At 65.0% G+C, this 23244-nt stretch carries 26 protein-coding genes and 1 pseudogene; 14 read left to right on the top strand and 13 right to left on the bottom strand.

Annotation, left to right across the window (positions count from 1 at the left end):
* Positions 1 to 215: 215 nt before the first annotated feature.
* The gene (locus LB554_RS07900) at positions 216 to 617 is read right to left on the bottom strand and encodes a VOC family protein (RefSeq protein WP_224583970.1); all 402 of its coding nucleotides are present in this window, start codon (positions 615 to 617) and stop codon (positions 216 to 218) included.
* Between the two features lie 399 nt (positions 618 to 1016).
* Between LB554_RS07900 and LB554_RS07895 the strand changes: the two genes are divergently transcribed.
* Together LB554_RS07895 and LB554_RS07890 are read left to right on the top strand one after the other, a co-directional pair.
* Complete coding sequence (locus tag LB554_RS07895; RefSeq protein ID WP_015316792.1) at positions 1017 to 1430, top strand: hypothetical protein; 414 nt, start codon at positions 1017 to 1019, stop codon at positions 1428 to 1430.
* Positions 1430 to 1933: a hypothetical protein gene (locus tag LB554_RS07890; RefSeq protein WP_224583969.1), complete on the top strand. Its 504-nt coding sequence runs from the start codon at positions 1430 to 1432 to the stop codon at positions 1931 to 1933. Before LB554_RS07895 ends, LB554_RS07890 begins: the two co-directional genes overlap by 1 nt.
* Positions 1934 to 1949: 16 nt before the next feature.
* On the opposite strand, the gene LB554_RS07885 is transcribed toward LB554_RS07890, so the two are convergent.
* A complete protein-coding gene (locus tag LB554_RS07885) occupies positions 1950 to 2723 on the bottom strand; it encodes a pseudouridine synthase (RefSeq protein WP_224583966.1) in 774 nt (257 codons plus the stop codon).
* A gap of 121 nt (positions 2724 to 2844) precedes the next feature.
* Positions 2845 to 3729 (bottom strand): aldo/keto reductase family oxidoreductase, encoded by an 885-nt coding sequence (locus LB554_RS07880; RefSeq protein ID WP_224583964.1) that lies wholly within the window; start codon positions 3727 to 3729, stop codon positions 2845 to 2847.
* A 95-nt stretch (positions 3730 to 3824) separates the two neighbouring features.
* Between LB554_RS07880 and LB554_RS07875 the strand changes: the two genes are divergently transcribed.
* Together LB554_RS07875 and LB554_RS07870 are read left to right on the top strand one after the other, a co-directional pair.
* Positions 3825 to 4727, top strand: coding sequence for a LysR family transcriptional regulator (locus LB554_RS07875; protein ID WP_015316796.1), 903 nt, complete (start codon positions 3825 to 3827; stop codon positions 4725 to 4727).
* A 120-nt stretch (positions 4728 to 4847) separates the two neighbouring features.
* Positions 4848 to 6764: a diguanylate cyclase gene (locus tag LB554_RS07870; RefSeq protein ID WP_140788380.1), complete on the top strand. Its 1917-nt coding sequence runs from the start codon at positions 4848 to 4850 to the stop codon at positions 6762 to 6764.
* Between the two features lie 99 nt (positions 6765 to 6863).
* On the opposite strand, the gene LB554_RS07865 is transcribed toward LB554_RS07870, so the two are convergent.
* Positions 6864 to 7085, bottom strand: a complete 222-nt coding sequence (locus LB554_RS07865) for a hypothetical protein (RefSeq protein ID WP_015316798.1) — start codon at positions 7083 to 7085, stop codon at positions 6864 to 6866.
* 280 nt (positions 7086 to 7365) lie between these two features.
* Here LB554_RS07865 and LB554_RS07860 point away from each other — a divergent pair, with 280 nt between their 5' ends.
* Positions 7366 to 7605, top strand: coding sequence for a hypothetical protein (locus LB554_RS07860; RefSeq protein ID WP_015316799.1), 240 nt, complete (start codon positions 7366 to 7368; stop codon positions 7603 to 7605).
* 61 nt (positions 7606 to 7666) lie between these two features.
* Here LB554_RS07860 and LB554_RS07855 read toward each other — a convergent pair whose 3' ends face one another.
* On the bottom strand, positions 7667 to 7894 hold the full coding sequence (locus tag LB554_RS07855) for a hypothetical protein (RefSeq protein WP_015316800.1): 228 nt from the start codon (positions 7892 to 7894) through the stop codon (positions 7667 to 7669).
* Positions 7895 to 8862: 968 nt separating this feature from the next.
* Between LB554_RS07855 and LB554_RS07850 the strand changes: the two genes are divergently transcribed.
* Entirely contained in the window at positions 8863 to 9159 is a 297-nt protein-coding gene (locus LB554_RS07850; RefSeq protein ID WP_015316803.1) for a DUF1236 domain-containing protein, read from the top strand.
* Between the two features lie 136 nt (positions 9160 to 9295).
* On the opposite strand, the gene LB554_RS07845 is transcribed toward LB554_RS07850, so the two are convergent.
* Complete coding sequence (locus tag LB554_RS07845; protein ID WP_224583961.1) at positions 9296 to 10144, bottom strand: helix-turn-helix transcriptional regulator; 849 nt, start codon at positions 10142 to 10144, stop codon at positions 9296 to 9298.
* A gap of 90 nt (positions 10145 to 10234) precedes the next feature.
* Here LB554_RS07845 and LB554_RS07840 point away from each other — a divergent pair, with 90 nt between their 5' ends.
* The gene (locus tag LB554_RS07840; RefSeq protein ID WP_224583959.1) at positions 10235 to 11119 is read left to right on the top strand and encodes an SDR family oxidoreductase; all 885 of its coding nucleotides are present in this window, start codon (positions 10235 to 10237) and stop codon (positions 11117 to 11119) included.
* A gap of 18 nt (positions 11120 to 11137) precedes the next feature.
* Here LB554_RS07840 and LB554_RS07835 read toward each other — a convergent pair whose 3' ends face one another.
* On the bottom strand, positions 11138 to 11836 hold the full coding sequence (locus LB554_RS07835; RefSeq protein ID WP_140725018.1) for a RibD family protein: 699 nt from the start codon (positions 11834 to 11836) through the stop codon (positions 11138 to 11140).
* Between the two features lie 140 nt (positions 11837 to 11976).
* Here LB554_RS07835 and LB554_RS07830 point away from each other — a divergent pair, with 140 nt between their 5' ends.
* From LB554_RS07830 to LB554_RS07810, 5 genes are all read left to right on the top strand, one after another.
* Positions 11977 to 12537 carry a dienelactone hydrolase family protein gene (locus LB554_RS07830; protein WP_224527301.1) on the top strand — a complete coding sequence of 187 codons (561 nt, stop codon included), beginning with the start codon at positions 11977 to 11979 and terminating at the stop codon, positions 12535 to 12537.
* A gap of 263 nt (positions 12538 to 12800) precedes the next feature.
* Complete coding sequence (locus LB554_RS07825) at positions 12801 to 13748, top strand: substrate-binding domain-containing protein (RefSeq protein WP_140663528.1); 948 nt, start codon at positions 12801 to 12803, stop codon at positions 13746 to 13748.
* Positions 13749 to 13860: 112 nt separating this feature from the next.
* Positions 13861 to 15447, top strand: a complete 1587-nt coding sequence (locus LB554_RS07820) for a sugar ABC transporter ATP-binding protein (RefSeq protein WP_224583957.1) — start codon at positions 13861 to 13863, stop codon at positions 15445 to 15447.
* Positions 15444 to 16460, top strand: a complete 1017-nt coding sequence (locus LB554_RS07815) for an ABC transporter permease (RefSeq protein ID WP_015316810.1) — start codon at positions 15444 to 15446, stop codon at positions 16458 to 16460. Before LB554_RS07820 ends, LB554_RS07815 begins: the two co-directional genes overlap by 4 nt.
* A 148-nt stretch (positions 16461 to 16608) precedes the next feature.
* The gene (locus LB554_RS07810; protein WP_140824350.1) at positions 16609 to 17946 is read left to right on the top strand and encodes a hypothetical protein; all 1338 of its coding nucleotides are present in this window, start codon (positions 16609 to 16611) and stop codon (positions 17944 to 17946) included.
* A 60-nt stretch (positions 17947 to 18006) separates the two neighbouring features.
* Here LB554_RS07810 and LB554_RS07805 read toward each other — a convergent pair whose 3' ends face one another.
* The 4 genes from LB554_RS07805 to LB554_RS07790 form a co-directional block, all read right to left on the bottom strand.
* The gene (locus tag LB554_RS07805; protein WP_224583955.1) at positions 18007 to 18564 is read right to left on the bottom strand and encodes a hypothetical protein; all 558 of its coding nucleotides are present in this window, start codon (positions 18562 to 18564) and stop codon (positions 18007 to 18009) included.
* Complete coding sequence (locus tag LB554_RS07800) at positions 18561 to 19181, bottom strand: hypothetical protein (RefSeq protein ID WP_140824352.1); 621 nt, start codon at positions 19179 to 19181, stop codon at positions 18561 to 18563. The genes LB554_RS07805 and LB554_RS07800 overlap by 4 nt, the downstream gene beginning before the upstream one ends.
* The gene (locus tag LB554_RS07795; protein ID WP_140824353.1) at positions 19178 to 19804 is read right to left on the bottom strand and encodes a hypothetical protein; all 627 of its coding nucleotides are present in this window, start codon (positions 19802 to 19804) and stop codon (positions 19178 to 19180) included. The genes LB554_RS07800 and LB554_RS07795 overlap by 4 nt, the downstream gene beginning before the upstream one ends.
* Before the next feature lie 102 nt (positions 19805 to 19906).
* Positions 19907 to 20269 carry a hypothetical protein gene (locus LB554_RS07790; RefSeq protein ID WP_140663517.1) on the bottom strand — a complete coding sequence of 121 codons (363 nt, stop codon included), beginning with the start codon at positions 20267 to 20269 and terminating at the stop codon, positions 19907 to 19909.
* Positions 20270 to 20451: 182 nt separating this feature from the next.
* Here LB554_RS07790 and LB554_RS07785 point away from each other — a divergent pair, with 182 nt between their 5' ends.
* Positions 20452 to 20754, top strand: a complete 303-nt coding sequence (locus tag LB554_RS07785) for a hypothetical protein (protein ID WP_015316815.1) — start codon at positions 20452 to 20454, stop codon at positions 20752 to 20754.
* 157 nt (positions 20755 to 20911) lie between these two features.
* Here LB554_RS07785 and LB554_RS07780 read toward each other — a convergent pair whose 3' ends face one another.
* On the bottom strand, positions 20912 to 21607 hold the full coding sequence (locus tag LB554_RS07780; RefSeq protein ID WP_181166485.1) for an XRE family transcriptional regulator: 696 nt from the start codon (positions 21605 to 21607) through the stop codon (positions 20912 to 20914).
* Positions 21608 to 22186: 579 nt separating this feature from the next.
* Between LB554_RS07780 and LB554_RS07775 the strand changes: the two are divergent.
* Positions 22187 to 22803: pseudogene (locus tag LB554_RS07775) on the top strand (GcrA family cell cycle regulator).
* Positions 22804 to 22920: 117 nt separating this feature from the next.
* Here LB554_RS07775 and LB554_RS07770 read toward each other — a convergent pair.
* A complete protein-coding gene (locus tag LB554_RS07770) occupies positions 22921 to 23223 on the bottom strand; it encodes a DUF982 domain-containing protein (RefSeq protein ID WP_041163778.1) in 303 nt (100 codons plus the stop codon).
* Between the last annotated feature and the right edge of the window lie 21 nt (positions 23224 to 23244).

The following is a 23244-nucleotide window of genomic DNA, read 5'->3' as shown; positions in this document are numbered from 1 at the left end:
CAAGGAGCGTAGCGACGCCGCGCAGACCCGAGGATCCATGCCGCGACCTCCGAGCGCGGCCACGGTGCGGAATCTGCTCCGCTGCACTCCACGGCCAGCATCGCGGCATGGATCCCAGGGTCTCCGCGACGCCGCTTTCGCGGCTGCTCCGCCCTGGGATGACGAACGCGGGGAGGCTTCGGCAATTCCCAAACCCTAGCCAATCCCGACCGTCTCTATCTGTCAAACTTCCGGATCGCCTCGGCGGTGACGGGCTGGAAGAAATTCACCAGATTGCCGTCGGGGTCGCGAAACAGCAGCGAGCGGTTTCCCCAGGGCATGGTGGTCGGCTGCTGCACGGTCGTGTTCTTGATGAGGTTGGACAGCCGGGCGAATTCGGCATCGACGTCGCCGACGCGGAATTCGAGGATGGCCGTGTGGTTGTCGGCGGGGCGGGCGATGTCGCCGCCGAACAGCATCAAGGTGCGCGTGCTGCCGATCGCCAGCGTGCAGGCTGGCGTCGTCAGTTCGGCGAAGTCTTCGGTATAGACCGTCACCGGCATGCCGGTGACCTCACCGTAGAAGCGCACGAGGCGCTGGACATCCGATGTGATGATGCGGACTGAGACGAAATTCATCGCTTAGGTTCCTTGGTCACTGAAGCCCGGGCCGGGCTTCCCAGCCGATGCATAGCCCAAGTCTCCTGCCAGCTTTCTGTCAGGAGAGGGGGTGCGATTGTCTATTCGGGCCTGACCGACTCCTGGACGGCGCGAGGGAGAAATCATCGGCAGGTGTCAAACAGCGCAATCGGCAATCTGTTCTTGGCAAAGTTTATGGCTTCACGATTTTCATGGCGTTGTTTCGACAGGAATACTCCATTTCATTCGGCAGAGTGTTGATAAAGGCGATCGCCGGGCCTTTACTCGATTTTGTTCTGATAACCATGAATTGATTGGTATGGCTGTTTCCGTGATTTGAGCCTGGATTTGTGCCGTCATAAAATCGCCGGTGGGAAATTTCTGAAACGGGGGAAAAAAATGTCTCACCGCGCGACAAGCATCATGGCCGGCCTGGCGCTTCTGGCTTTTGCGGTCAGTCCGGCGGCTGCTTCCAACCGCATGTTCACCTCCCAAAAGACAGCGCTTTCGGGCCGCGATGTCTATTTCTTCGGCGGAGCGAGCCTGAACGTGGATTGTTCCAGCGCGGGCAGGGACGATGTGAGGGTGGTCTCGGGTCCAAGCCACGGAAATGTAAAACTCGTCCATGACGGGGTGTTTACGCATTACAACAAGTCGAACGACCGTGCAAAATGCAATTCCCACAAGGTGAATGGCATCAAGGCGCTTTACAGGTCGAGCCCTGGCTTCAAGGGCTGGGATCAGGTGACGATCTCGGTTCACACCTATGACGGCGACGCGTTCAAATACGTCACCAACATCAAGGTGGAGTAGTGCTCGCCCGAACGCTTTGTTTTACGCAATTCCGGACGGAAAACCATTACGCACTTTTCCTGGAATTGCCCCTAAATCGTACAAGCAGGAGGATCGTTGAAATGAAGCGTCGGACGACAGGTGTGATAACGGCATTGGCGGTTCTGGGATGTGCCGCCTGGCCGGCGGCGGCGGAAAGCTATGGAAAGGCGGCGCTCTCCGGACAGGAGATCTATATTTTCAGGGATGCCAGCCTGAATGCCGACTGTTCCAGCGCCGGCGCGAACGATGTCAGGATCGTCGCGGGCCCAAGCCACGGGAAGATCAGGCTCGTGCATGCCAAGCTCTATACCGGTTTCAGCAAATCGAACGAGCGCTGGAAATGCAATGCCCACAAAGTGGACGGCATCAAGGGGTTTTACCGGTCGAACCCCGGATACAAGGGGCGCGACCAGGTCACGTTTTCGGTCCACACCTATATGGGCAATGCCCATCAGACCGCCGTCAGCATCAACGTCGAATAGTGGCTTCGCCGCCCACTCACTGCGCCAGCAGCGCCAGTTCCTCCGGCGTGAGGTGCCGCGCCACGCCCTTGGCGAGGTCGCCGAGCGGCAGGCTGCCGATGGCGACGCGGGTCAGGCGCTTGACCTCGATGCCATGAGCGGCGAGCAGGCGGCGGATGTGGCGGTTCTTGCCTTCGTCGAGCACGATCTCCAGCCAGGCCGTGCGACCGCCGCTGCGCAGGAATTCGATCGAATTGGCCGCCAAGGCCTCGCCGTCGATGGTGGCGCCCGCGCGGAGTTTGTCCAGCATCGTTTCATCCGGCACCGTGGCGACCTGCACGTGATAGGTCTTGGGCAGGTGCGAGGCCGGGTCCATCAGCCGGTTGGCGAAGCGTGTGTCGTTGGTCATCAGAAGCAGGCCTTCGCTGGCCTTGTCCAGCCGGCCGACCGGCGAAACGAAGGGCAGGTCGAGCCCTTCGAGACAGGCATAGACGGTGTCGCGCTCGAGCGGGTCGTCGCGCGTGGTGACCAGCCCGCGCGGCTTGTTCACCATGAGATAGACCTTGCGCTCGGCAACCACCTCGACGCCATCGACGACGATCCTGTCGCGGTTCATGTCGACGCGCAGCGCGGCATCGCGCACCACCTTGCCGCCGACGCGCACGCGGCCTTGCGCGATCAGCGCCTCGCCCTGCGTGCGCGAGCACAGGCCGAGTTTTGAGAGCGCTCGGTTCAGGCTGACGCCAGGAGGGCCGGCGCTGCGTGGCTTGCCGGGTGGCGGCCTGCCGGGCGGTGGTGGTCGTGAAGCCATGCTGCTTGGGTCGATCCGTGGTATTGGACAGATGCCATGGGCAGCGTCAGCTTAGCAAGCTGCCGCCGAGGCCGCATCGAGGCCCCGGCGGCAAGCCGGCCAAACGGGGCCTTTCGACGCGTCACGCGGCCTGCTCGGTCTCGCCTGCTATGCCGTTCAAGACCTGGACGGCATCCGCCGGCAGCTTAAGCTCTGCGGCCGCCAGGTTCTCCCTGAGATGCCCGACTGACGAGGTGCCGGGGATAAGCAGGATGTTGGGCGAGCGCTGCAACAGCCAGGCGAGCGCCACCTGCATGGGGGTGGCGCCGAGTTTTTGCGCGACGTCGGCAAGCGTGCTCGACTGCAGCGGCGTGAAGCCGCCGAGCGGGAAGAACGGCACATAGGCGATGCCGTCGGCGGCAAGCTCGTCGATCAGCGCGTCGTCCTGGCGATGCGCGATGTTGTATTGGTTCTGCACGCAGACGATGTCGGCCATGCCGCGTCCCTGCGCGATCTGCTTGCGGGTGACATTGCTCAAGCCAATATGGCGCACAAGCCCCTGGCGCTGCAGTTCGGCGAGCGTTTCGAGTTGCGGCTCGAGCGAGCCTTCGGCGGGCCCGTGGATGCCATGCATGGAGCGCAGGTTCACGACCTCGATCACGTCCAGCCCGAGATTGCGCAGATTGTCGTGCACGGCCTGCGTCAGTTCCTGTGGCGACATCGCCGGGATCCACGAGGCATCCTCGCCGCGCCGCGCACTGATCTTGGTGACGATGGTGAGGTCCGCGGGATAGGGGTGCAGCGCCTCGCGGATGATCTGGTTGGTGACGTGCGGACCATAGAAATCCGACGTGTCGATATGGTCGACGCCGCTGGCAACGGCCTCGCGCAGCACGGCTATCGCCCCGTCGCGGTCCTTCGGCGGGCCGAAGACGCCGGGTCCGGCCAGTTGCATGGCGCCATAGCCCAGGCGCTTCACGGTGCGGTCGCCGAGCTTGAAAGTTCCGGCTTTGCTGATGTCGGTCATGGGTCTCGATCTCCTTTGGATCGGCCCGATATAGACAGTCCCCGTCCGCGCGATAATATGGCGCAATCGGCACAGGCTGTGCGGAAAGGTGAACAATGGCATCCGATCTGGGTGACCTCCAGGCATTCATGGCGGTGGCGCGCGCCGGCGGGTTTCGGCAGGCGGCGCGGACGACCGGCTTCAGCGCCTCCAGCCTGAGCGAGACGGTGCGACGGCTGGAGAGCGGGCTCGGCGTGCGGCTCCTCAACCGCACCACGCGCAGCGTCGCGCCCACCGAAGCCGGCGCGCGCCTGCTGGAGCGGCTCGGCCCCGCGCTCGGCGAGGTCGAGGCCGCGCTCGACGTGGTCAACGGTTTTCGCGGCCGTCCGGCGGGCACGCTACGGCTCAACGTGCCGGTGGTGGCCGCGAAACTGGTGCTACCTCGCCTCTTGCCGCCCTTCCTCGCGGCCTATCCCGACATCCGCGTCGAAGTGACGGCCGAGGACAGTTTCGTCGACATACTGGCGAGCGGTTGCGATGCCGGCATCCGCTATGACGAACGGCTGGAGCAGGACATGATCGCGGTGCCGATCGGCCCGCGCCGGCAGCGCTTCGCCACCGCCGCCGCACCGGCCTATCTCGATCGGCGCGGCCGGCCCGGCCATCCACGCGACCTGCTCGATCACGCCTGCCTGCGCGGCCGCTTCGCCAGCGGCTCCATGCCGCCCTGGGACTTCGAACGCAACGGCGAGACGGTGAGCGTCGACCCGACCGGCCCGCTGCTGGTCAGCACCGGCACGGCGATGGACCTCGCTGTCAGCGTGGCGGTCGACGGCGGCGGTATCGTCTCATTGTTCGAGGACTGGCTGCGCCCCTATTTCGACGATGGCAGGCTCGAGCCCGTGCTGGAGCCCTGGTGGCAGGAATTCTCGGGTCCGTTCCTTTACTACCCCGGCCGCCGCCTGACGCCAGCGCCGCTGCGGGCATTCATCGATTTTGTCGACGGGATGCGGTGGTGAGGGGGGCGCGACGGCCTGGCTCCTTCGACCAAAGGCAATCCCTGATGTAACACTTTGTTGTCATTGAGGGTCTATCGAGGAGGCGGTACGGCGAAAGCCCGGTAACAGGAAAGGCGCCCAATGGGTTCGCCCTGGTCCGAATTGCTGGCCAATCTGGCGGTCGTGGCGATGTTCGTGTCGGTCTGGATCCACACCCATGTGTGGCTGGACCGCTGGGCGCCCGCCGTAAAGGCGGCGACCTTCGGCCTGCTGATGGGCGCCGGAGCCATCATCCTGATGCTCACACCAATGCAGCTGCAGCCTGGCGTGCTCGCCGATCTCAGGGCGACGATGATTGCCGTTGCCGGCTTCTTCGGCGGTCCCGTCGCCGGCGTCGTCGCCGGGGTTATGGCCGGTGCGTTCCGGACTTTCGAGGGTGGCATCGGCGCCTTCGCCGGCGCGGTGGGGATCGCGGCCGCCATGCTGGTCGGTGTTGCCGGAAACCTTGCCCTTAGGGGCCGCCGGCCCACCATGGTCGACATCATGACCCTCGGCGCGGCGGCAGCGGCGGCGTCGCTGCTTGGCCTCAGCGTCCTGCCGCGGGATGTGCTGCAAACAGTCCTGCCGAAGGTTGCGCTGCCTTCCTCCCTGCTCATCTTCGTCTCGGTGGTGCTGTCGGGGCTTACGCTTTACCAGGAGCGGCGGCGCCTCGAGGCGCTGCAGTCGCGGCGCATCTACAAGGCCGTGGTGGAGACGCTGCCGGATTGCCTGAACGTCAAGGACCTCGACGGGCGGTTCATCGCGGCCAATCCGGCAACGGCCGAACTGATGCAGGCGCCAGACGCCAAGGCGCTGATCGGCAAGACGGACTTCGACTTCTATCCGCGCGAGACGGCGAAAGGTTTCCGCGAGGACGAGCTTGCCGTGCTGGCGTCGGGCGTCTCGTCCACCATCGAACAGCACCTTCATCACGAGGATGGAACCGAAGGCTGGCTGGCGACCTTGAAGGCGCCCTTTCGCGACAGGAGCGGGGCCGTCGTCGGCCTGATCACGCACAATCGCGACATCACGGCGCGCAAGCAGCTCGAGACCGAGCTGGCGGAAAGTCGGGTCCGGCTCGGAGACGCCTTGACACACATGGCCGACGGTCTGGTGATGTTCGACCCGGACGGCAGGCTGGTGCTGTGCAACGACCAGTATCGCGCCATGTTTCCTAAGACGGCTGAGATGAGGGTGCCCGGCGCCGACTATCGCGACATCCTGCGCGCCTCGGCGGCGCGCGGCGAGGGGACCACACCGCCAGACGCGGTCGAGGGCTGGATCGACGGCATCATGGCCTCGCAGAAGCTTGTCAGCCACCGCCAGGTCCGGCTCGCCGACGGCCGCTGGCTCGACGTACGCACCCGGCCGACAGGCGACGGCGGCAGCCTCAGCGTGTTTTCCGACATCACCGAGGCCAAGCAGGTCGAGGCCGAACTGCTGGCCGTCAACGAGAAGCTGAACCTTCTGGCGCACCGCGACGGGCTGACCGAACTGTGGACGCGCCGCGCCTTCGATGAAGCGCTGGCGCGCGAATTCTCGCGCGCCAGACGCAATGCGGCGCCGCTCAGCCTGGTGATCATCGATGTCGACTGGTTTAAGCGGTTCAACGACCATTACGGCCATCCGGCGGGCGATGATTGCCTGCGCGCCGTGAGCCGCTGCATCCAGGCGACTGCCCGCCGTCCGGCCGACGCGGCGGCCCGCTACGGCGGCGAGGAGTTCGCGCTCATCCTGCCGGAGACCGACGCCCGGGGCGCCTTCGTCATCGCCGAGACCCTCAGGAGCAAGGTGCGCGACCTTGCCATGGCGCATGCCGGCAGCGAAAAGGGTATCGTCACGGTCAGCATTGGGGTGAGCACCCTCGATGCGGATGGCGCCGCGATGGAGATTGCCGATCTTCTGAGACGCGCCGACGAGGCGCTTTACGGCGCCAAGGCCGCCGGGCGGGACCGGGTGCATGGCTGGCGCCCGCATCTCAGCGACCAACGCTCGACCGGTTCCCGGCGCAAGATATGAGACTTGCGAGGCCACTGCCGGTGGATTTGGATCAAGGCTGAGCTTGCGATTGCCTGAACGAGGGTCCGGGCGGGAAGCTCTCTCGGTGGCGCGTAAGCTTCAGCCGGAGTGAACTGAATCCGTGCTGGCGCGGTCGAGCTTCACAAGACGAGCCTTCGCTTCGCCGACGCGTTGTTGCGCGGATCTTATCCTGTCACAAAGCCGCAGATTGATACCGACGCCACAGTCTTCGTCCAGCATCGCGTTTGCGCGTTCAAGGGCGAGTTCCGCCCGGTTAAGTCGCTGCCTCGCCCTGGCAAGTTCCAAGGTCAAAAGTTCCATTGCTGCTTCCGTGGTTTGCGGTCCCTTCCATTGGGAAACCGCTGCCGGGTGGTTTGGTTCCGGGCCGTTCGTGAAGCTGTATTCGCTGCCGGGGTCAGGCGTCTGCCTGGAGATGCGCGGCCGCCACGCTTCCAGGATTGGGCTGGTGATTGACAGTCATGTCTTTGTTTATTGACCCCGCCAATGGCTGGCGTAACTTGTCAAAGGCCGTCCGCGACGCGAAGACACGTGGGCGCTTGGGAGCGATCATCCTGCTTCCACCCAAATCCAGGAGGAAGCTGTGCGCAGGCTATTACAGACGCGCCCTGGCGAATATCTCGATCACCGATTGGAGTGCCCTTTTTGCGGCACCATCCGCCTGCAAATCCCGGCCGATGCGACACCATCGACGCGGATCAGTTGCGCCGAGTGCGGCAGATATCTTGGTATCTGGGATGAGCTGCAGACCGACTTCGAGCAACAAGGCGGCAACGATGGCGTGTTCCGTCTCGACAAAGGGCGCATCCAGAAGCTCGACTAGGCTTGCCGCGAGCAGCGCTCGATAGCGCCGGCCAGGGTCGGCTCACCATCGCCGATGCCCATCAGGACGGCCTTGGATGGGCAAGGCCGGTGTCGAAGGTGCCTGGCAACACAGGTGGGCCACTGCGGCTGGTCGAGGCTGTCGCCATCGCGTCAACCGGCACGATGATGATCATGCGGGCATGCTGCTCCGGCCACAATGGCTTTCCGAAAAGGAAGAATGTGCTGGCGAGAAAACAGACCAGCAAGAGGATGGCCAAGGTGTTGGCGATGATCTCACCAAGCTGCATTGCTCTTCTCCAATTCACGCGTCCCTCTCGGCAACGAGCGCCAGCAAACTATGTTCAATGTTTGGGACCAATGCGCCTGGTTCGCAGGACTTCAGTCCGAGTTGCGGGTCGAGCGATAAACGCACAACCTGCCTTTGCACCGGCCCGAGCCTCCGCCAAGTGTGGCAGCCGGAGCATAGCCCGGCCTGCTCGCAACGTGCCGAGCCCTCCGCCAAAGCAGGCCGGGCTCCTTTCTGAAAGGGTCACAAACGGACCGCGATTTCCACGGGCAGCGGTAAGCGCTGGTTGTGCAGCGAGGGCAAGGCCCGATCAGCGGGGTGGCGGAAAGCGCGCCGGTACCGTCCGCCTTGCTCCACGGCGACAAAGGCGCGATTCTCCTCCCTTTGGCGGCTAGCCAGCATGGTCAGATCGGGCCAGCATGGTCAGGTTGGGATTGCATGGACGGATCTGTTGTCCCACAGCCTCAACTCGACCCCACGATTGGCGATAAAGGCAGCAAGGGCTGCTACCAGTTCAAAGTAAGGCTGACGAGCAGGACGGCGATCAAGGCCGACAACGGGACCGCCATCACCAGCGCCGCCTCCATAAGGCGGGTTTCCTTGTCGCTGAACATTAAACCTCCTCACTTATCGGCTGACGCCGAGGTTTAGGGTTCGCTCACCGCCTGAAGCAGTGAGCGAACCCTATTGGCGCAGGAAGGGACGTAGCTGCGCCAATTCGCAAAAAACACACCCGCAGTACTGCCCGACATCCGTCAGGTATCCGCGATGAACTTGCAGCGAACAACGAGCGCGAAAGACGGCCGTTCCCGGCGGCGGCGCCGGCAGGACTATTGCGTTTTTCGATGGGACCTAAGTCCGGTGCTGGCCGGACCGAAGCCCAAGCCCGGAACATTCAATCATGCCTGAAGTTCGATCCGGCAGCGCGGTGACAATGTTGTGCTGTGCAGGTTTCAGATGGAGGTACTCATGAAAAAAGATCTTGCCGCCGTAGCCGCCGTTCTCTTGCTCGCAGGTGTCGGCGCAGCCGCTGCCGAGGACGTCGTCATCCAGCCCGAGCAGGAAACAGTGATCAAGGAGTATGTGCATAAGCAGCCGCTGGCTTCGGTCAAGGTTCCCGGCGTGGAACTCAACGTCGGCACGGCCTTGCCCGATACCGTCGAGCTTCACGAAGTCCCCAACGTCAAGTATCGCTACACCGTCGTCGACGACCGGACCGTGATCGTCGATCCAAGCACCCGCAAGATCGTCAAGATCATCCAGTAGCGGCGCCTGGCCCGCTGCCGGCTGGCGGCGGGCCACCGTGCAAATGCGTTGCCTGACAATCAGATTTGCGTGGGTGGATGCCGACCTTGCGCAAGCTGAACGGGTGTGCGAACGCCGCCTTGAATCGGATCCAGAGTCAACGCGACAGGTCCGCCTCTCGCTCCTTGTGCCGCCGGGCGAGATCGCGGATCCGGTCGGCGACCTTGCTGTCCACCGGGTTGTAGACGGTCAGGCTCAGATCCGGCCGCCCATCCACCGCGAAGGCTGAATATTCCAGCTCGATGTCGCCGAGTTCGGGATGCTTCAGGCGCTTTGTCCCGTCGCCATGGCTGAGCACGTCGTTTTCCCGCCACAGCGCGTCGAATTCCGGGCTGGCGCTGCAAAGCTCCTCCACCAGTTGGGCGACCTCTGACACCGCGCCGGCGCGCGCCGCATCGGCCCGGAACGCGCCGACCACGAAACGGGCGAGGTTCTCCCAATCGTGCTGCTTGGCGCGGATGGTGGGGCTCAGGAACATAAACCGCAGGATGTTGCGCTGGCCAGCGGGCAAGGTGCTGTAATCGGTCATCACGACTTGCGCGGCGCGGTTCCAGGCGACGACATCCCAGGTCGCCGTCTTGATCAGGGCCGGGCTTGCCTCGAGCGTGTCGATAAGGCGCTGCAGCCTGGGGCTGACGCCGTCGGCGCCGATGTAGCGGACCTCGGGCGGGCGCCCGAGCCCCAGCATGAAAAGATGTTCGCGCTCGGCCTCGGTCAGCAGCAGGCCCTTGGCGATCCGGTTCAGCACGTCGGCCGAAGGCGCGCCGCCGCGTCCCTGTTCCAGCCATGTGTACCAGGTCGGGCTGATGTTGGCGCGTTGCGCGACCTCTTCCCGGCGCAGTCCCGGCGTGCGCCTGCGCCCGGAAAAGCCGAACGATGAGGGGTCGAGCCGGGTGCGTCTGTCTTTCAGGAATGCCGCGAGCGAACCGGCGGAAGTGTTGGACATCCTGTTAGCCATTATACCATGATAAGATCACTACTTTAATGGAATAATAGAGCAGCGATAGTACGCAGGCAACTGTGCAGGAGATTTTGCATGCGTACCTTTTTAACCGGCGCGACCGGTTTCATCGGCTCGGCCATCGTTCCCGAACTTCTTCAGGCCGGCCATCAGGTCGTCGGCGTCACCCGTTCCGATGCCGGTGCCGAGGCGTTGGCCGCCGCCGGCGCCGAGGTGTATCGGGGAACCCTCGAGGATCCCCAAGGCCTGCGCGACGGCGCGGCGGAGGCGGAAGCCGTGATCCACACCGCGTTCGACCATGATTTTTCGCGGTTCGCCGAGAATTGCGAAAAGGACAGCCGTGTCATCGCCGCGCTCGGCCAGGCACTCGCCGGCTCCGACCGGCCGCTGGTGATCACCTCGGGCGTCGGCATGGGCAGTCCCGGCCACGGCCAACTGGCCGTCGAGGATGTCTTCAACCCCGATCACCCCAATCCGCGCATCGCCTCGGAACTCGCCGGGAATGCGTTGCTGGAGGCCGGCATCAACCTGTCGGTGATGCGCCTGCCGCAGGTCCACAACACGCTCAAGCAAGGCCTCATTTCACCGCTCATCGAGATCGCGCGCCAGAAGGGCATCTCGGCCTATGTCGGCGAGGGCCGCAACCGCTATTCGGCCGGCCATGTCGCGGACGCCGCGCGTCTCTACCGGCTCGCGGTGGAAAAGCGACAGCCCGGCGCGCGCTATCACGCCGTCGGCGAGGAAGGCGTCGAGGTGCGCGCGATCGCCGAGGCGCTTGGCCGGGGACTGAACCTGCCGGTGGTTTCGATCGCGCCGGAAAGGGCGGCGGAGCATTTCGGCTGGATGGCGATGTTCGCCCCCATGGACCTGCCGGCGTCCAGCGCGCTGACCCAGGCACGGCTCGGCTGGCGTCCGACCGGCCCGACGCTGATCGCCGATCTGGACGCGATGCGATACTGAGGCGCGTAAGAGGCGGCCTTAGCCCGGGGTGACGGCGTAGCGCAAATGGACGAGCCCGTGCGCGAGGGCTTTGCAATCCTTGAGCGACAACCGCACCTTGTCGGCAAGGCCGCTTTCACCGAACTCGACAAAGCCCTGGTTTGCCGCCCGCGCATCGAGCGCGGGAGCAATGAGAAGGCTGAGTTCATCGACCAGCCCCGCCGCCAGGAAGGAGCCGTTGATGCCGGCGCCGCCTTCGAGCAGCAGGCGGCGGATGCCGAGCTCACGGGCAAGCACGTCCAGCATGGCGGCGAGATCGATGCCGGGCGTTTGCGACACGATATAAGACACGCCGTCAGTGGCGAGCTCGGCCAGATGGCTGTCGGCCACATCATACCCGAGCAGCACCACGACATGGTCGCCGCCGATATCGGGTTTGGCGAAGTGCAGCTTGCCCGAGGCATCGAGCGCCACGGCAAAGCTGCCCGCGTCGCGCCGCGCGAAATGATGCGGCCGATCGACCTTGCCCACATGCTCGGGCGGATGCGCGGCGGCCTTGCTCATCTCGGCCATGGTGACGCGGCCGACGATCCAGGCGTCACCTTCGAGGTCGTTGTGGATCTTTTCATAGAGGCCCGACCACTCCGCCCGGCTGCCGTCGGGGCTTTCAGTATAGCGGCTTGGATGAAGGCTGCCGTCGAGCGAGGCAAGCATGTGGCAGATGATGCGCGGCTTCATATGGTGTCTCCATTTCGTCGGCCTGGCCGTCCCAAAGGTAGTGGCGCACCGGGAAAATGGAAGCCGATGCGGTGTGCCTTGAGGCTGCACGCCCCGGCAGGTAAAAAATGACTGGATCTGCGCGACCTAGGGGCCGGTGCATGACGGACATCATCCTGTTTCACTCGGTTCTTGGCCTTCGCCCGGTCGAGCGTCATCTTGCGGAATGCCTTCGCGTCTGCGGCCATGCGGTCGCACTGCCAGATCTTTATCAGGGTGCGGCGACGGATGATCTGGATGAAGGTTTCGCGATCAAGGCGCGGATCGGCTGGGGTGCCATCTGCCTGAAGGCGCGAGAGGCTCTGGCCTCGACGCCGGGGGATGCGGTGCTGGCGGGTATCTCGATGGGAGCCGGCGTGGTGGCGGAATTCTGGGAGTCGCGGCCGCTGGCAGCGGGTGTTCTGCTGTTGCATGGTTTGGCGACCGTGCCTGCCAACACACGACCCGGCTTGCCCATCCAACTGCATGTCGCGGACACCGATCCACTGTTCCCCGAGCCCGACGTCACTGCCTGGCAGGAAAGCGCGGAGGCAGCGAGAGCGGATGTGCAGGTTTTCCGCTATCCAAACGCGGGACATTATGTTTCCGACCCGGCACTGTCCGATTACAATGCAACGGCGGCCGCGCAGCTCTGGAGTCGCTCCTTGGCGTTCCTGACGTAGAAGGCCTTCGGACCGAAGAGTCCAAAATTCAGACAATTCCGACAAGTTGCTGTCCTGGCTGTTATATCGATGTTGCACAAATGGTTGACCCTGGGTTAGCATCCTCTTGTTGACGCCGATCGGAGGAATTTAGGCGGCGGTCAGCTGGAGCGGCATGCGTTCTTGGCGCAAGGAGGATGCTCCAACACTTTAACCGGCGCATGATCCTTCCTGAAACCGGTCCCGGTTTTTAGGGGCCGTGCGCTTCTGTGGAGGAGGAACCCATGAACAGACGCGAATTCCTGATGACGTCCGTGGCCGCGGGCGCCATGATGCTCGCCGCACGCTCGGCTTTCGCCGAGGACAAACTCACCATACTGGGCTCGGTGCCCAGTCTCGGCTTTCCGTTCTTCGTGCACATGCTGAACGAGATCAAGGCCGAAGCGCAGGCGCAAGGCGTCAACCTGACCGAGAGCGACGGCCAGAACTCGGCCACCAAGCAGACCGCCGACATCGAGGCGGCGCTGGTGCAGAAGGTCAACGCCATCGTCATCTCGCCGCTCGACGTGAACGCGCTGGCGCCAGCCATCGAGGAAGCGGTCAAGGCCGGCGTTCCCGTGGTGACGATCGACCGCCGCGTCGACGGTGTCCAGGGCATTCTGGCCCATGTCGGCGCCGATAATGTCAAGGGCGGCGAGGCGGAAGCCCAGGCCGTGGTGGCGGCGTTCCCCAATGGCGCCAAGCTGTTCCACCTGCAGGGCCAGCCGGGCGCGGGTCCCGCGATCGACCGCAACAAGGGCGTGCACAATGTGCTCGATCCGCTGAAGGACAAGTACCAGATCGTCTACGAGCAGACCGCCAACTTCGCCCGCGCCGAGGCGCTGACGGTGACGGAAGCCGGCCTTGCCGCCAACGGCAAGCCGGACGCCATCATCTGCGCCAATGACGACATGGCGCTGGGCGCGCTCGAAGCGTGTGCCGCGCGCAATTTCAGCGACGTCAAGATCTACGGCTTCGACGCGCTGCCGGAAGCGCTGGTCGCCGTGCGTGACGGCAAGCTCGCCGGCACGGTCGAACAGTTCCCAGGCAAGCAGTCGCGCACCGCCGTGCAGATCGCGGTCGCCTACGCCAAGGACAAGACCGAGCCGAAGGAGAAGCTGGTGCTGCTCACGCCTATCGTCATCGGCAAGGACAATCTCGACAAGGCGGAGAGGCTGAACGAGACGAAGTAGGGGCGGGTGGACATCGGCCGATTGGCGAGGCGGGCAGGACAGCACCCCCCTCTGTCCTGCCGGCCAGAGGGGGGTGTTCAAGCACAGCCTGAACCGCATCAAGGAGCCACCCTTGTCTCCGTCTGAAGCCGCATCGCCGATCCTGCTTGCCGTCGAGGGCGTCACCAAGCATTTTGCCGGCGTCACCGCGCTGAGCGATGTCTCGCTCGATGTCCGCGCCGGCGAAATCCTTGGCCTGCTTGGCGAAAACGGCGCGGGGAAATCGACGCTTCTGAAAATCCTGTCGGGCGTCATGCCACCGTCCGGCGGCCGCATCACCTTCGACGGCGCCGACTACCAGCCGGCGAGCCCGCAGGAGGCCAAGCGGCTGGGCATCGTCACCATCTACCAGGAACTCAGCCTGATCCCGACGCTGACCGTGGCCGAGAACATTTTCATCGGCCGCGCGCCGATCGGCCGGCTTGGGCTGGTGAGCTGGCGCAAGATGGAACAGGATTCCCGCGCCATCATTGCCCGTGTCGGCCTTACCATCGATCCGATGACGCCGGTGTCGGCACTGTCGGTGGCCGAGCAGCAGCTGGTCGAGATCGCCCGCGCGTTGTCCTTGAAAAGCCGGCTGATCATCATGGACGAGCCGACCTCGGCGCTCACCGAGACCGAGGTGCAGAGGCTGCTGTCAATCATGGACCGCCTGCGCAAGGACCATGTCGCGATCATGTTCGTCACCCACCGGCTGGAAGAGGCATCCGCCATCTGCGACCGCATGACGGTGCTGCGCGACGGCAGGCTGGCGGGACATCTCGAGCGTCAGGGTGGGCCGGTCAAATTGCCCGCCATCATCGAAAAGATGGTCGGCCGCGCCGCTTCCGAACTTTACGCCCGTCCGGCGCAACGCGCGGCGGCCGGCGATGTGGTGCTGTCGGTTCGGGGCTTGCGCACCGTGCGCGATCCCGAAGCGCCGCACGCCATCGTGCTCGACGGTGTCGATATCGACCTCAAGGCGGGAGAGATCCTCGGCGTCGCCGGCCTCGTCGGCTCTGGCCGCACGGAGCTGGCGCGCGCCATTTTCGGCGCCGACCGCATCGCGGCGGGAACGATCACGCTCGACGGCAAGCAGATCGCGCCCGCATCGCCGGCCGACGCCATCGCGCTCGGCATTGGGCTGGTGCCGGAAGACCGCAAGCACCAGGCGATCTTCGCGGCACTTGGTATCCTGCCGAATTTCTCCGTCGCGTCCCTCGGGCGCTTCAGCAACGGCTTCGGCTTCATGGCCGAGCGGCGCGAGCGCGACGCGCTGTCGGGGTTCAGGAAGATGCTGTCGATCCGCATGGCTTCGGCCGAGCAGGCGATCGAGGGCCTGTCGGGCGGCAACCAGCAGAAGGTGATCCTGGCGCGCTGGCTGGCGCGCGACCCGAAAGTGCTGATCGTCGACGAGCCGACGCGCGGCGTCGATGTCGGCGCCAAGGCGGAGGTGCACCAGATCCTTGTGCAACTGGCGGCGCGCGGCATCGCGGTGATGATGATCTCGTCCGAATTGCCCGAGGTGCTGGCGGTGTCGGACCGCATCGTCACCATGCGCAAGGGGCGCATCACCGGCGAAATGCCGGGCGTCGAGGCAAACGAGGAAAGATTGATGGAACTGATGGCGCTCGACAGGCAGGATACGCCGGCACAGGATGCGGAGGGGCAGGCACGATGAGCATCGCGGAGGAACAGAGCCAGCGCGGCGGCGTGACGATCGCGCGGCTTTTGATGAGCTTTGGGCCGCTGCTGTTCCTGGCGGCGCTGGTCATCGTCTTCACCGTGCTGAAGCCGAGCTTCATCGACCCGATCAACCTGTTCAACATCACCAGGCAGATCTCGATCACCGGGCTGATCGCGCTCGGCATGACCTTCGTCATCCTCACCGCCGGCATCGATCTTTCGGTCGGCTCGCTGCTCGCCTTCTGTGGCATGGTGGCGGCCGTGGTCGCCAAGGGCGGCACCGCCAACACGCTGTCGCTGTCGACGTCAGGCACGCAGGGTTTTGGCTGGTTCGCCGCCCTGCTGGCCGCTGTCGTGGTCGGTGCGCTCGCCGGCGGCGTGCAGGGGTTCGCCATCACAAGGCTGAAAGTGCCGCCCTTCGTCGTCACGCTGGGTGGGCTGACGGTGTTCCGCGGGCTGACGCTGACCATTTCCAATGGTGGCCCGATCTCCGGCTTCGACGCCTCGATGCGCTGGTTCGGTACGGGGCTGATCGGTCCGGTGCCGGTGCCGGCGATCATCTTCGCCATCGCCGCCATCCTGTGCCATATCGTGCTGCGCTACACCCGCTATGGCCGCGCCGTCTATGCCGTCGGCGGCAATGCCGAGGCCGCGCGGCTGTCGGGCCTGCGCGTCGACCGTATCCTGGTCTCGGTCTATGTCATCGTCGGCTTCTTCGCCGGGCTCGCCGCCTTCGTGCTGTCGGCCAGGCTGAATTCTTCCGAAGCGGTCGCCGGCATCGGCTACGAATTGACCGTGATCTCCGCCGTCGTCATCGGCGGCACCTCGCTGTTCGGCGGCATCGGCTCGGTCGGCGGCACGGTGGTGGGGGCTGCCCTGATCGGGGTGCTGCAGAACGGCCTGCAGTTCAACAACGTCTCGTCCTACACGCAAAGCATCGTCATCGGGCTGATCCTGATCCTGGCGGTGGCGTTCGACCGCTGGCTGAAGTCGCGGGTGAGGCGATAGGAGCGAGAGGTCTGCGCTCACCCGCCTCTGCCGGCAGAACAGAGGGAGGCGCCTCACCCTAGCCATTTGCCAGGAAGCTGCCCCATTTCTTGCAAATCATCCGCGCCTTGCTAGAAAGGCTTCGCGCGGGGCAGCGTGAAAGAATCTCATGGTTGCCGACATCATCAGGCCGATCAGCTTGAGTTTTTCGCTGCTGCGGCGCTTCTGGCCGCAGCTCGTGGCGCTGGTGCTGGCCGGGGTGCTGGCCGGCGATCTCCTGCTGCAGCTGGCTGCCAGGGTGGCGCTCGCCAACCATTTCGCCGGGCTTGCCATGCTGACGCTGGTGGCGCTGGCGCAGCTGGTGGTGACGGTTGCGATGTTCCATGTGCTGCGGCCGGGCCTGCCCAATGTGCTGGCCGCGCAGCGCGGCGCGGACAAGGCCGCGGCCTCCGAGAGCGAAGTCGCTGGCAAGGAGGCGAGAGGTACTGACCGGCGCGGCTCGCGGCTGGTGCGCATGATCACCATCGCGCTGCTGCCGTTCTTTGCCTATTACGCCGCCTGGGGGTTCCTCGGCGATATCGTGCGCCAATATTCGCGCGCCTCGCTCGAACAGGCCGATTTCGGCCAGAGCGGCAATGTGCTCGACGTGCTCGATTCGCGCTGGCTGCTGATTTCGGTCGCCGTGTCATGGCTGATCCGCCGGTTGGCCAAGTTCATGCAGACGAAGACGACGGCAACGTCGTTCTGGCAGATCGTGGTCGTGATCTGCGAGACCAACTGGATCTTCGTCGGTCTCTACGTCATCAGCCGCTGGAAGGACAGCGCGCTGCAATGGCTGATGAGCCGCAATCTCTGGTCCGTGCTGCAGGCGTCCATCGACGGGCTGGCGAGCCCGGTGACGGCGACGAGCGCCGCATCTGTAACGGCGACGAGCGCGGCATCTGTGGTGCCGGTCGAGATCACCTCGATCACGCCCTCGACGGTAGCGGTCAATCTGTTTTTCTACATGCTTTTGCCGCTGATCTGGCTGGTGATGGCGGCGCTGATCTATGGCTATGACGTGCGCGACGACGCGGCGTTGATGCGGGTCGACAGCCGCGTCGAGCGGTTCGGCCGGCGCTATGCCGGACTGCCGAAATTCCTGCGCGATTTCGTCGAGCATTTCATCGCCGGCTACCGTTCGCGCTACCTGCCGATCGCCAATGGCGTGCGGCTGACGGTGAGTTCCAGCCTGGTGCTTTTGTGCACGCTGATCGTCGGCTACCGCCTGCTCGACTGGGGCGCGGCCTGGCTGTGGCTTGGCGCGACGCGGCTGATTGGCCCGCACGAGCTCGATGTCTGGCAGATTTTCTCCCATGGACTGACGCTGCTGTTCGGCAGCCCGTTCCAGGATTCCTCCACCGGCATTTTGATCGAGCCGATCAGGATATGTTTTCTCGCCGCCGTGCTGGAGACGGCGTTCTCGCTGCCCAAGCGGGTGACCGAGACTGTCGAAGCGCGGAAGTAGAGGATTTGTTGGCGCCGGCCTTGCAGAGCCGAGCCTGGGGCGCTGTCACTTCGGCGGCCGCTAGAAACGCAGATACCACGGCCGTTCGCTGCCCAGCCCGACGGCGGGGCGAATGGTTTTCACCGCGTCCTCGGGCACGATGAAGGTGTCGCCGACGGTGATGACATCGCCTTTTTTGGCGCCGGAGAAGATGGCCGAAGCGCAATTCATCACGCCGTCGGGCAGGCTGACGCCGCTGATGAAATCGGGCAGCCATCGGCGCCCGGCGGCATCGGTCAGCATCAGTTTGCAGCCCAGCCATTGTTTCTGCAGGTCTGGGTCGCCAATGGTCACGGTGAAGGTAGCGATGACGGCGAAGGCGTGGTTGGGCAGGCGGCCGGCCTTGCCGCCGCGCAAATCGGCCAGTTTCCAGCCGCTGCCGCCGAACGGCACGGATTGGCCGAACTCGACATCCCTGGCGATAAGGTCCTCGCCATGCAGCCATTCGCGGACGCTGTCATGGCTGGTCTCGGCCAGTGTCAGCGGCAGCAGGATGGCGAGCGCCATCAAGCCGCGCCGGCGCCATCGTCGCTCGGATTGCCGGTCCACGGTCGGGGTGTCTGTCGAAACGGCGCTCATGTCTTGCCCTGCGGTGTCTTGTCCTGCGGTGTCAGGCCCGGCGCCGCGTCGAGGTCGAATTCCGGCAGGATGTCGGCCGGCTGGCCGTCAGCGCCGGTCGGCAGCGCGTCGAGGCTGATGCGGGCCTGCCCGTCGAGCGGGCCGAACTGGCGCGCCGATATCAGCAGCCTGGCGCCGCGGATCTGGTCCGGTGGTACCTCGAAAACGAACAGGCTACGCTTGTCCAGGCCCGGATCGACCCCGTGCGGCGGCATGTCGGGGCGGTAGCCCAGCCGCTCCGTCTGGTGATAACGCAGCCCGGTCGGGCCTTGCCAGAAGCCGTCGGCGACCGCGGTGGAGGTGCTGGTCGCGGTGAGGTTTGTTGTTACCACCGCCCATAGGCCGCTGGTCGTCAAAAGCTTCTCCTGGCCGAACTGATTGGTCTTGAGCCGGCGCGCGAAGATCACCTTGTCCAAGCTGACAGCGAAGCTGCGCGCGCGCACCGTGTCATGCATCGAACCATTGATGGGAATAGGTGCGGTGAGGTCGGCATAATGCGGCTTCGTCATCTGCATGCCGTAGCTCAGCACCACGGTGGCGCAAAGGATCGCGAGATTGCCAAGCACGCGTATCCTCATGGGCCGCTTTCCGGCTGCCCACTCTGAGACTGCCCACTCTGCGACTGCCCGGCCGCCGGCAGGTCGGCGACCGGCAAGGTGACGGTGCCGAGCCGGTAGGGGTTGTACCAGCCTGGTGTGCCATAGAGATTGTCGCGCGGCTTGAAGATCTCGGCGGTGACGCCGAAGGCGAGGCTTGCCGGCACGGCGGCGTCCCCGGCAAGCGGCCAGACATAGGCCATGCGCTCGGTCATGCCGGGATGCAGTTCCGGCGTCATCGTGGAATCGCGTGTCAACACGATCATCGGCACGGGATCGGACAGGATCACGCCGTCCGGCGCGAAGACGTTGAAATAGCCCTTGTCGGATTGCGCGGTGCGGTTGGTCATGTCGACTTCCAGCACCAGTGCCTTCTGGCCCGGCTTCAGCGGCACGCCGTGGACCCCGGCATGGCCGACATAGGCGCGCACCGGCTGCAGGCGCCAGCGGCCGGCCTCGATGACGGCGTCTGGCGGCAATTGTGGTGGATCATGGGCGGGCAGGGCGCCGAATGCCCCCATCAGGCCGGCGACGAACAAGGCGGCAATGGTTCCCGCGCCGGCCGTTATCCAGGTCTGAACTTTTGAGCGGGCAGTCTTGAACATTCCAAATTATGTGCGTCGAACGAACAGGCACCCCAGGCGCAATCTAGAAAGAAAAATCAGGGATTGAAACCGCAAATGGCTCGGTCCAGCCGTGCTCGGGCCTCAGGCTGCTTCAAGTGCCCAAAGACGATGGCCGAAACGGCGGAAGAAGCGCGCCACGAGCCGCTGCTGCTTCGCCCTGGCAAGATCGGCCAGGCGCCGTTCCTGGCGCCAGCGCGGCATGTTGCGCCAGCCGGCGATGAAACGGGCTGCATCCTCGACGGCTTCGTGCGCCGACAGCGCCGGGTCGATCGCGGCCAGGAACAGCGGCTCGGCGCGCTTCAACTCGTCGATGACGGCCTTGCGCCTGAAATGATCCAGGCGGGCCTGCGCGATGCCGGTGCGGCGGATCGCCTCGAAGGCTTCGAGCAAGGCGGGACTGTCGCCGGTGTAGCCGCAGGCGCGGGCGAAATCGGCGGCATCCATTCTTGCTCCCGGATCTGGCGCGAGGTGATCCCGCGCCGACTCACATTTGCAAGTGTGATATAAGCATAACTCAAACGTACATAGAAGGGAGACTTTTGGAGGAGTTTGGAAACTGCGACTCGACTCCTGCTTCGAAACACGGGAAGATAGGAACAAAGCACGAACAAAAGGACGGAGAAGTGATGGCGTTGCCAGGCAGGGAAGCAGTGATCGCGCAGGTCGCCTCGCTGTCGGTCGAGTGCGCCGATTGCGGCCGCAACAGGTGGTGGCGGCCCGATCAGTTGAAGCGCTTCGGTGTGAATGGGAGCACGCCGCTGGCCGCGCTGTCGGGCCGCATTGTCTGCTCGGCCTGCCGGGCCGACGGGCTGCCTGGCACGGCGATCTCGATCCAGGCCGCTTTCATCGACGAGCGCCAGCGCGTGCGCTCGGAAGCGCGCATGCTGAGCGGCCGCGACGTGCCGCTGGAGGGGTCGAGGCGGGCTTGAGGGCGCCGGCTGGCCAAGTCGTCAGCAGACGTCGTCTTCGTCGAAGAGGGCAACGTCTCGCCCTGCGTGAAAGGCTTGCAAGACCGTCACGGTGTTGTCCTTGACGCTGAATGCTATCGTGGCTCGCGGGCGATAGCCCGCGGTACGCAGGCCCGGCCTAGTATCCCAGCAGTTCCTTCAGCGGAATCACCCGCCAGACGTGCTTGATGGCGTAGCGATTGAAGGTCAGCGTCTTGGGCGGATTGTACTGCTCGACCACCAGCTCACCCGCCGTGCGCCGGACCAGTTTCTTGATGAAGGCCTTGCCGTTCTTCTCGTTCTCGTCGGGAAAGGTCTCGATCACCACATGGTCGCCCGGCACCGCGTCGCGGCCGCCGCAATAGATCATGTCGCCGGGTTCGTAGCGCGGCACCATGGAATCCGAGAGGACATGGAGCGCGAATACTCTCGGCAGGTTGCGGACCCCTGGCGGACGCTGCACGTATCCTGCCGGCTCGCCGTTGAAGGTGAAGTCGCCGTCGTCGCCGCCGACGGCGGCGCCCAGCACCGGAATGTCCATCGCTCCGGCCGGCAGCGGGCCGGCGTCGGTGACGATCTCGGCGTCCGCCACCGGGCCGGCATCGTCGAGGAAGACGACCTGCCCTTGGCCCAGCGCCACGGGGTCGACGCGCAGGAAGGCGGCGGTCTTCAGCAAGTTTTCGGTCTTGGGCAGGTTGCGCCCGGTTTCCCAGTTGCCGACGGCGGCGACATCGGTGTCGTTGTGCTCGGCGATGTGGCGCATGACCAGGCCACGCTGCTTGCGTGCCTGGCGGATCGCGGCCCCGACCCTGATCGACAGTTGCGTTTTCACCATGGCCTCATGTGACCGGCAAGTCCCGCTTTCGTCCATGAAAGAATGGCTTGCATCATTTTTTGAGTTATGCTTATATCAACTCATGCAAAAGCTCAACCCTCTCAGAGTCGACAGCACCTCCAGACCGGCCTTGCCGGCCTGCGCTCTCCCTTCCGCCCCGGCCGCCTCCTCCCCGGCCGGGGCGAAGCGCGAAGCCGATTGCCTTGGTGCATCGGCCTTGCGTCCGGTCCGCCCGTTCCCGGCGGCCGGAACGGCCGGAGCCGCCGCTCCCCGCGGCTCCGGCCCCCCATTCGACCCGGCCGCGGGTGTTGCCTGTCGCACGCAGAACGGCACCGTAGATCCTGTACGAGCCGATGACGCGCAGGGCTGGTTCGGCCCCCCGATAGAGACCTGGCGCGGGCGCGGCTTGCGCGCCTCGCCGCAGGTCGCCCGGCGAGGCTGAGAGCCGGCTCGTCCACAGCAATCCCAGCGGCCGACAGGCCGACCAGGCCCGACAGCGCCCATGACGGCCGCGGGCAAACCGACGCTTGCCTGACGGCGCCGTCCACGGCGGCCGCTGGCCGCGCAATGGAGACGGACATGGCAAGCTACAGTGACAGCGAATTGCAGGCGATTGCCGCCTGGCTCGGGGATGGGCTTTCGGCCTCTAGGATCGCGGCGGCGTCAGCGTACAGCGCGGCAGCCCAGTATCGCGCAACGCCATTATCGGCATCGTCCATCGCAATGCCATGCTGGGCGCGATCGGCTTCGCAGCCGGCACGGCGATGGCCAAGGCGGCGAGCCGAGCCGCCAAGGCGGAACCTCTAACGAGCCGTGCCGGCGCCATCCCGCAGCCGGGGAGCACACCGGCCGTGCGGCCGAAGCAGGCCCCTTCGCCCGTCCGGCCACGGCTTTTCCAACGCGAGGCGGGCGTGCTGATCGCTGATGGGCAAACCTACCGCTTCAAGGTGCCGGCGTCGCCGCGCGGTCCTATCGGCCGGCAGCCGCATGGCGTGGCCATGCGCTTCATCGATTGCCTGTTCACCCGCTGCCGCGCACCGCTCGACCTGGCGCTGGAGGAAGATGCTAAAAATGGTCAGCCCCGCGGACGGCCCGGCCAGGACATGCTGTGCTGCGGCATGCGCACCACGGCGTTGAAAAGCTACTGCAGCTATCATCAGGCGCGCTTTCACCGCCCTGTTTGCGAAGCCGGGTGAAGCTCGGTCCCTTCTCCCCGTTGAATGGAGGAAAAGGCGCTTCTCACGCCGCCGTCACCAGTTTCGATCGCCGCCAATACCGGGAGAATTACCGTGAACGCCTATCGCGCCGCACCGCTATTTCGGCATCTGGCGCCCTTGTTTGGGCGGCTGCACCGCCCGTCGCTCCAGCATCGTCGCCGGGCCGCCGCCGGCAACCAGAATGCCGGCAACCCGGGCAAAGCCGGTGAACACTTTCATCGCATCGGATTGCGAGATCTGCGCCGCGATGGCGGCGCTGCAGGCGTTGAGGGCGCTGCGATAGACGTGGCCCCGCCGCTCGATCGGCCAGCGCTGCAGGAAATCGGCGGCCTCGCTGACAGTCTCGATCTCCTCGACATGGCCGTCCAGGCAGACTTTGAGCGGCACTCCGGTCTTCATCGTACCCACGGCATTCACCTT

It is taken from the genome of Mesorhizobium sp. CO1-1-11, assembly GCF_020164995.1.
Classification (GTDB): Bacteria; Pseudomonadota; Alphaproteobacteria; order Rhizobiales; family Rhizobiaceae; genus Mesorhizobium; species Mesorhizobium australicum.
The sequence above is the reverse complement of the archived record's forward strand: the minus strand, read 5'-3'. Positions and strand labels throughout refer to the sequence as shown.

What these genes read in the sequence shown, in the direction of transcription:
- LB554_RS07800 (WP_140824352.1), bottom strand. Translation starts at nt 19,181, where the DNA reads ATGAGGATACGCGTGCTTGGCAATCTCGCGATCCTTTGCGCCACCGTG.
- LB554_RS07895 (WP_015316792.1), top strand. Translation starts at nt 1,017, where the DNA reads ATGTCTCACCGCGCGACAAGCATCATGGCCGGCCTGGCGCTTCTGGCT.
- LB554_RS07840 (WP_224583959.1), top strand. Translation starts at nt 10,235, where the DNA reads ATGCGTACCTTTTTAACCGGCGCGACCGGTTTCATCGGCTCGGCCATC.
- LB554_RS07880 (WP_224583964.1), bottom strand. Translation starts at nt 3,729, where the DNA reads ATGACCGACATCAGCAAAGCCGGAACTTTCAAGCTCGGCGACCGCACC.
- LB554_RS07780 (WP_181166485.1), bottom strand. Translation starts at nt 21,607, where the DNA reads ATGGTGAAAACGCAACTGTCGATCAGGGTCGGGGCCGCGATCCGCCAG.
- LB554_RS07835 (WP_140725018.1), bottom strand. Translation starts at nt 11,836, where the DNA reads ATGAAGCCGCGCATCATCTGCCACATGCTTGCCTCGCTCGACGGCAGC.
- LB554_RS07770 (WP_041163778.1), bottom strand. Translation starts at nt 23,223, where the DNA reads ATGAAGACCGGAGTGCCGCTCAAAGTCTGCCTGGACGGCCATGTCGAG.
- LB554_RS07810 (WP_140824350.1), top strand. Translation starts at nt 16,609, where the DNA reads ATGGTTGCCGACATCATCAGGCCGATCAGCTTGAGTTTTTCGCTGCTG.
- LB554_RS07900 (WP_224583970.1), bottom strand. Translation starts at nt 617, where the DNA reads ATGAATTTCGTCTCAGTCCGCATCATCACATCGGATGTCCAGCGCCTC.
- LB554_RS07885 (WP_224583966.1), bottom strand. Translation starts at nt 2,723, where the DNA reads ATGGCTTCACGACCACCACCGCCCGGCAGGCCGCCACCCGGCAAGCCA.
- LB554_RS07815 (WP_015316810.1), top strand. Translation starts at nt 15,444, where the DNA reads ATGAGCATCGCGGAGGAACAGAGCCAGCGCGGCGGCGTGACGATCGCG.
- LB554_RS07785 (WP_015316815.1), top strand. Translation starts at nt 20,452, where the DNA reads ATGGCGTTGCCAGGCAGGGAAGCAGTGATCGCGCAGGTCGCCTCGCTG.
- LB554_RS07795 (WP_140824353.1), bottom strand. Translation starts at nt 19,804, where the DNA reads ATGTTCAAGACTGCCCGCTCAAAAGTTCAGACCTGGATAACGGCCGGC.
- LB554_RS07845 (WP_224583961.1), bottom strand. Translation starts at nt 10,144, where the DNA reads ATGTCCAACACTTCCGCCGGTTCGCTCGCGGCATTCCTGAAAGACAGA.
- LB554_RS07855 (WP_015316800.1), bottom strand. Translation starts at nt 7,894, where the DNA reads ATGCAGCTTGGTGAGATCATCGCCAACACCTTGGCCATCCTCTTGCTG.
- LB554_RS07805 (WP_224583955.1), bottom strand. Translation starts at nt 18,564, where the DNA reads ATGAGCGCCGTTTCGACAGACACCCCGACCGTGGACCGGCAATCCGAG.
- LB554_RS07825 (WP_140663528.1), top strand. Translation starts at nt 12,801, where the DNA reads ATGAACAGACGCGAATTCCTGATGACGTCCGTGGCCGCGGGCGCCATG.
- LB554_RS07875 (WP_015316796.1), top strand. Translation starts at nt 3,825, where the DNA reads ATGGCATCCGATCTGGGTGACCTCCAGGCATTCATGGCGGTGGCGCGC.
- LB554_RS07865 (WP_015316798.1), bottom strand. Translation starts at nt 7,085, where the DNA reads ATGGAACTTTTGACCTTGGAACTTGCCAGGGCGAGGCAGCGACTTAAC.
- LB554_RS07870 (WP_140788380.1), top strand. Translation starts at nt 4,848, where the DNA reads ATGGGTTCGCCCTGGTCCGAATTGCTGGCCAATCTGGCGGTCGTGGCG.
- LB554_RS07790 (WP_140663517.1), bottom strand. Translation starts at nt 20,269, where the DNA reads ATGGATGCCGCCGATTTCGCCCGCGCCTGCGGCTACACCGGCGACAGT.
- LB554_RS07850 (WP_015316803.1), top strand. Translation starts at nt 8,863, where the DNA reads ATGAAAAAAGATCTTGCCGCCGTAGCCGCCGTTCTCTTGCTCGCAGGT.
- LB554_RS07830 (WP_224527301.1), top strand. Translation starts at nt 11,977, where the DNA reads ATGACGGACATCATCCTGTTTCACTCGGTTCTTGGCCTTCGCCCGGTC.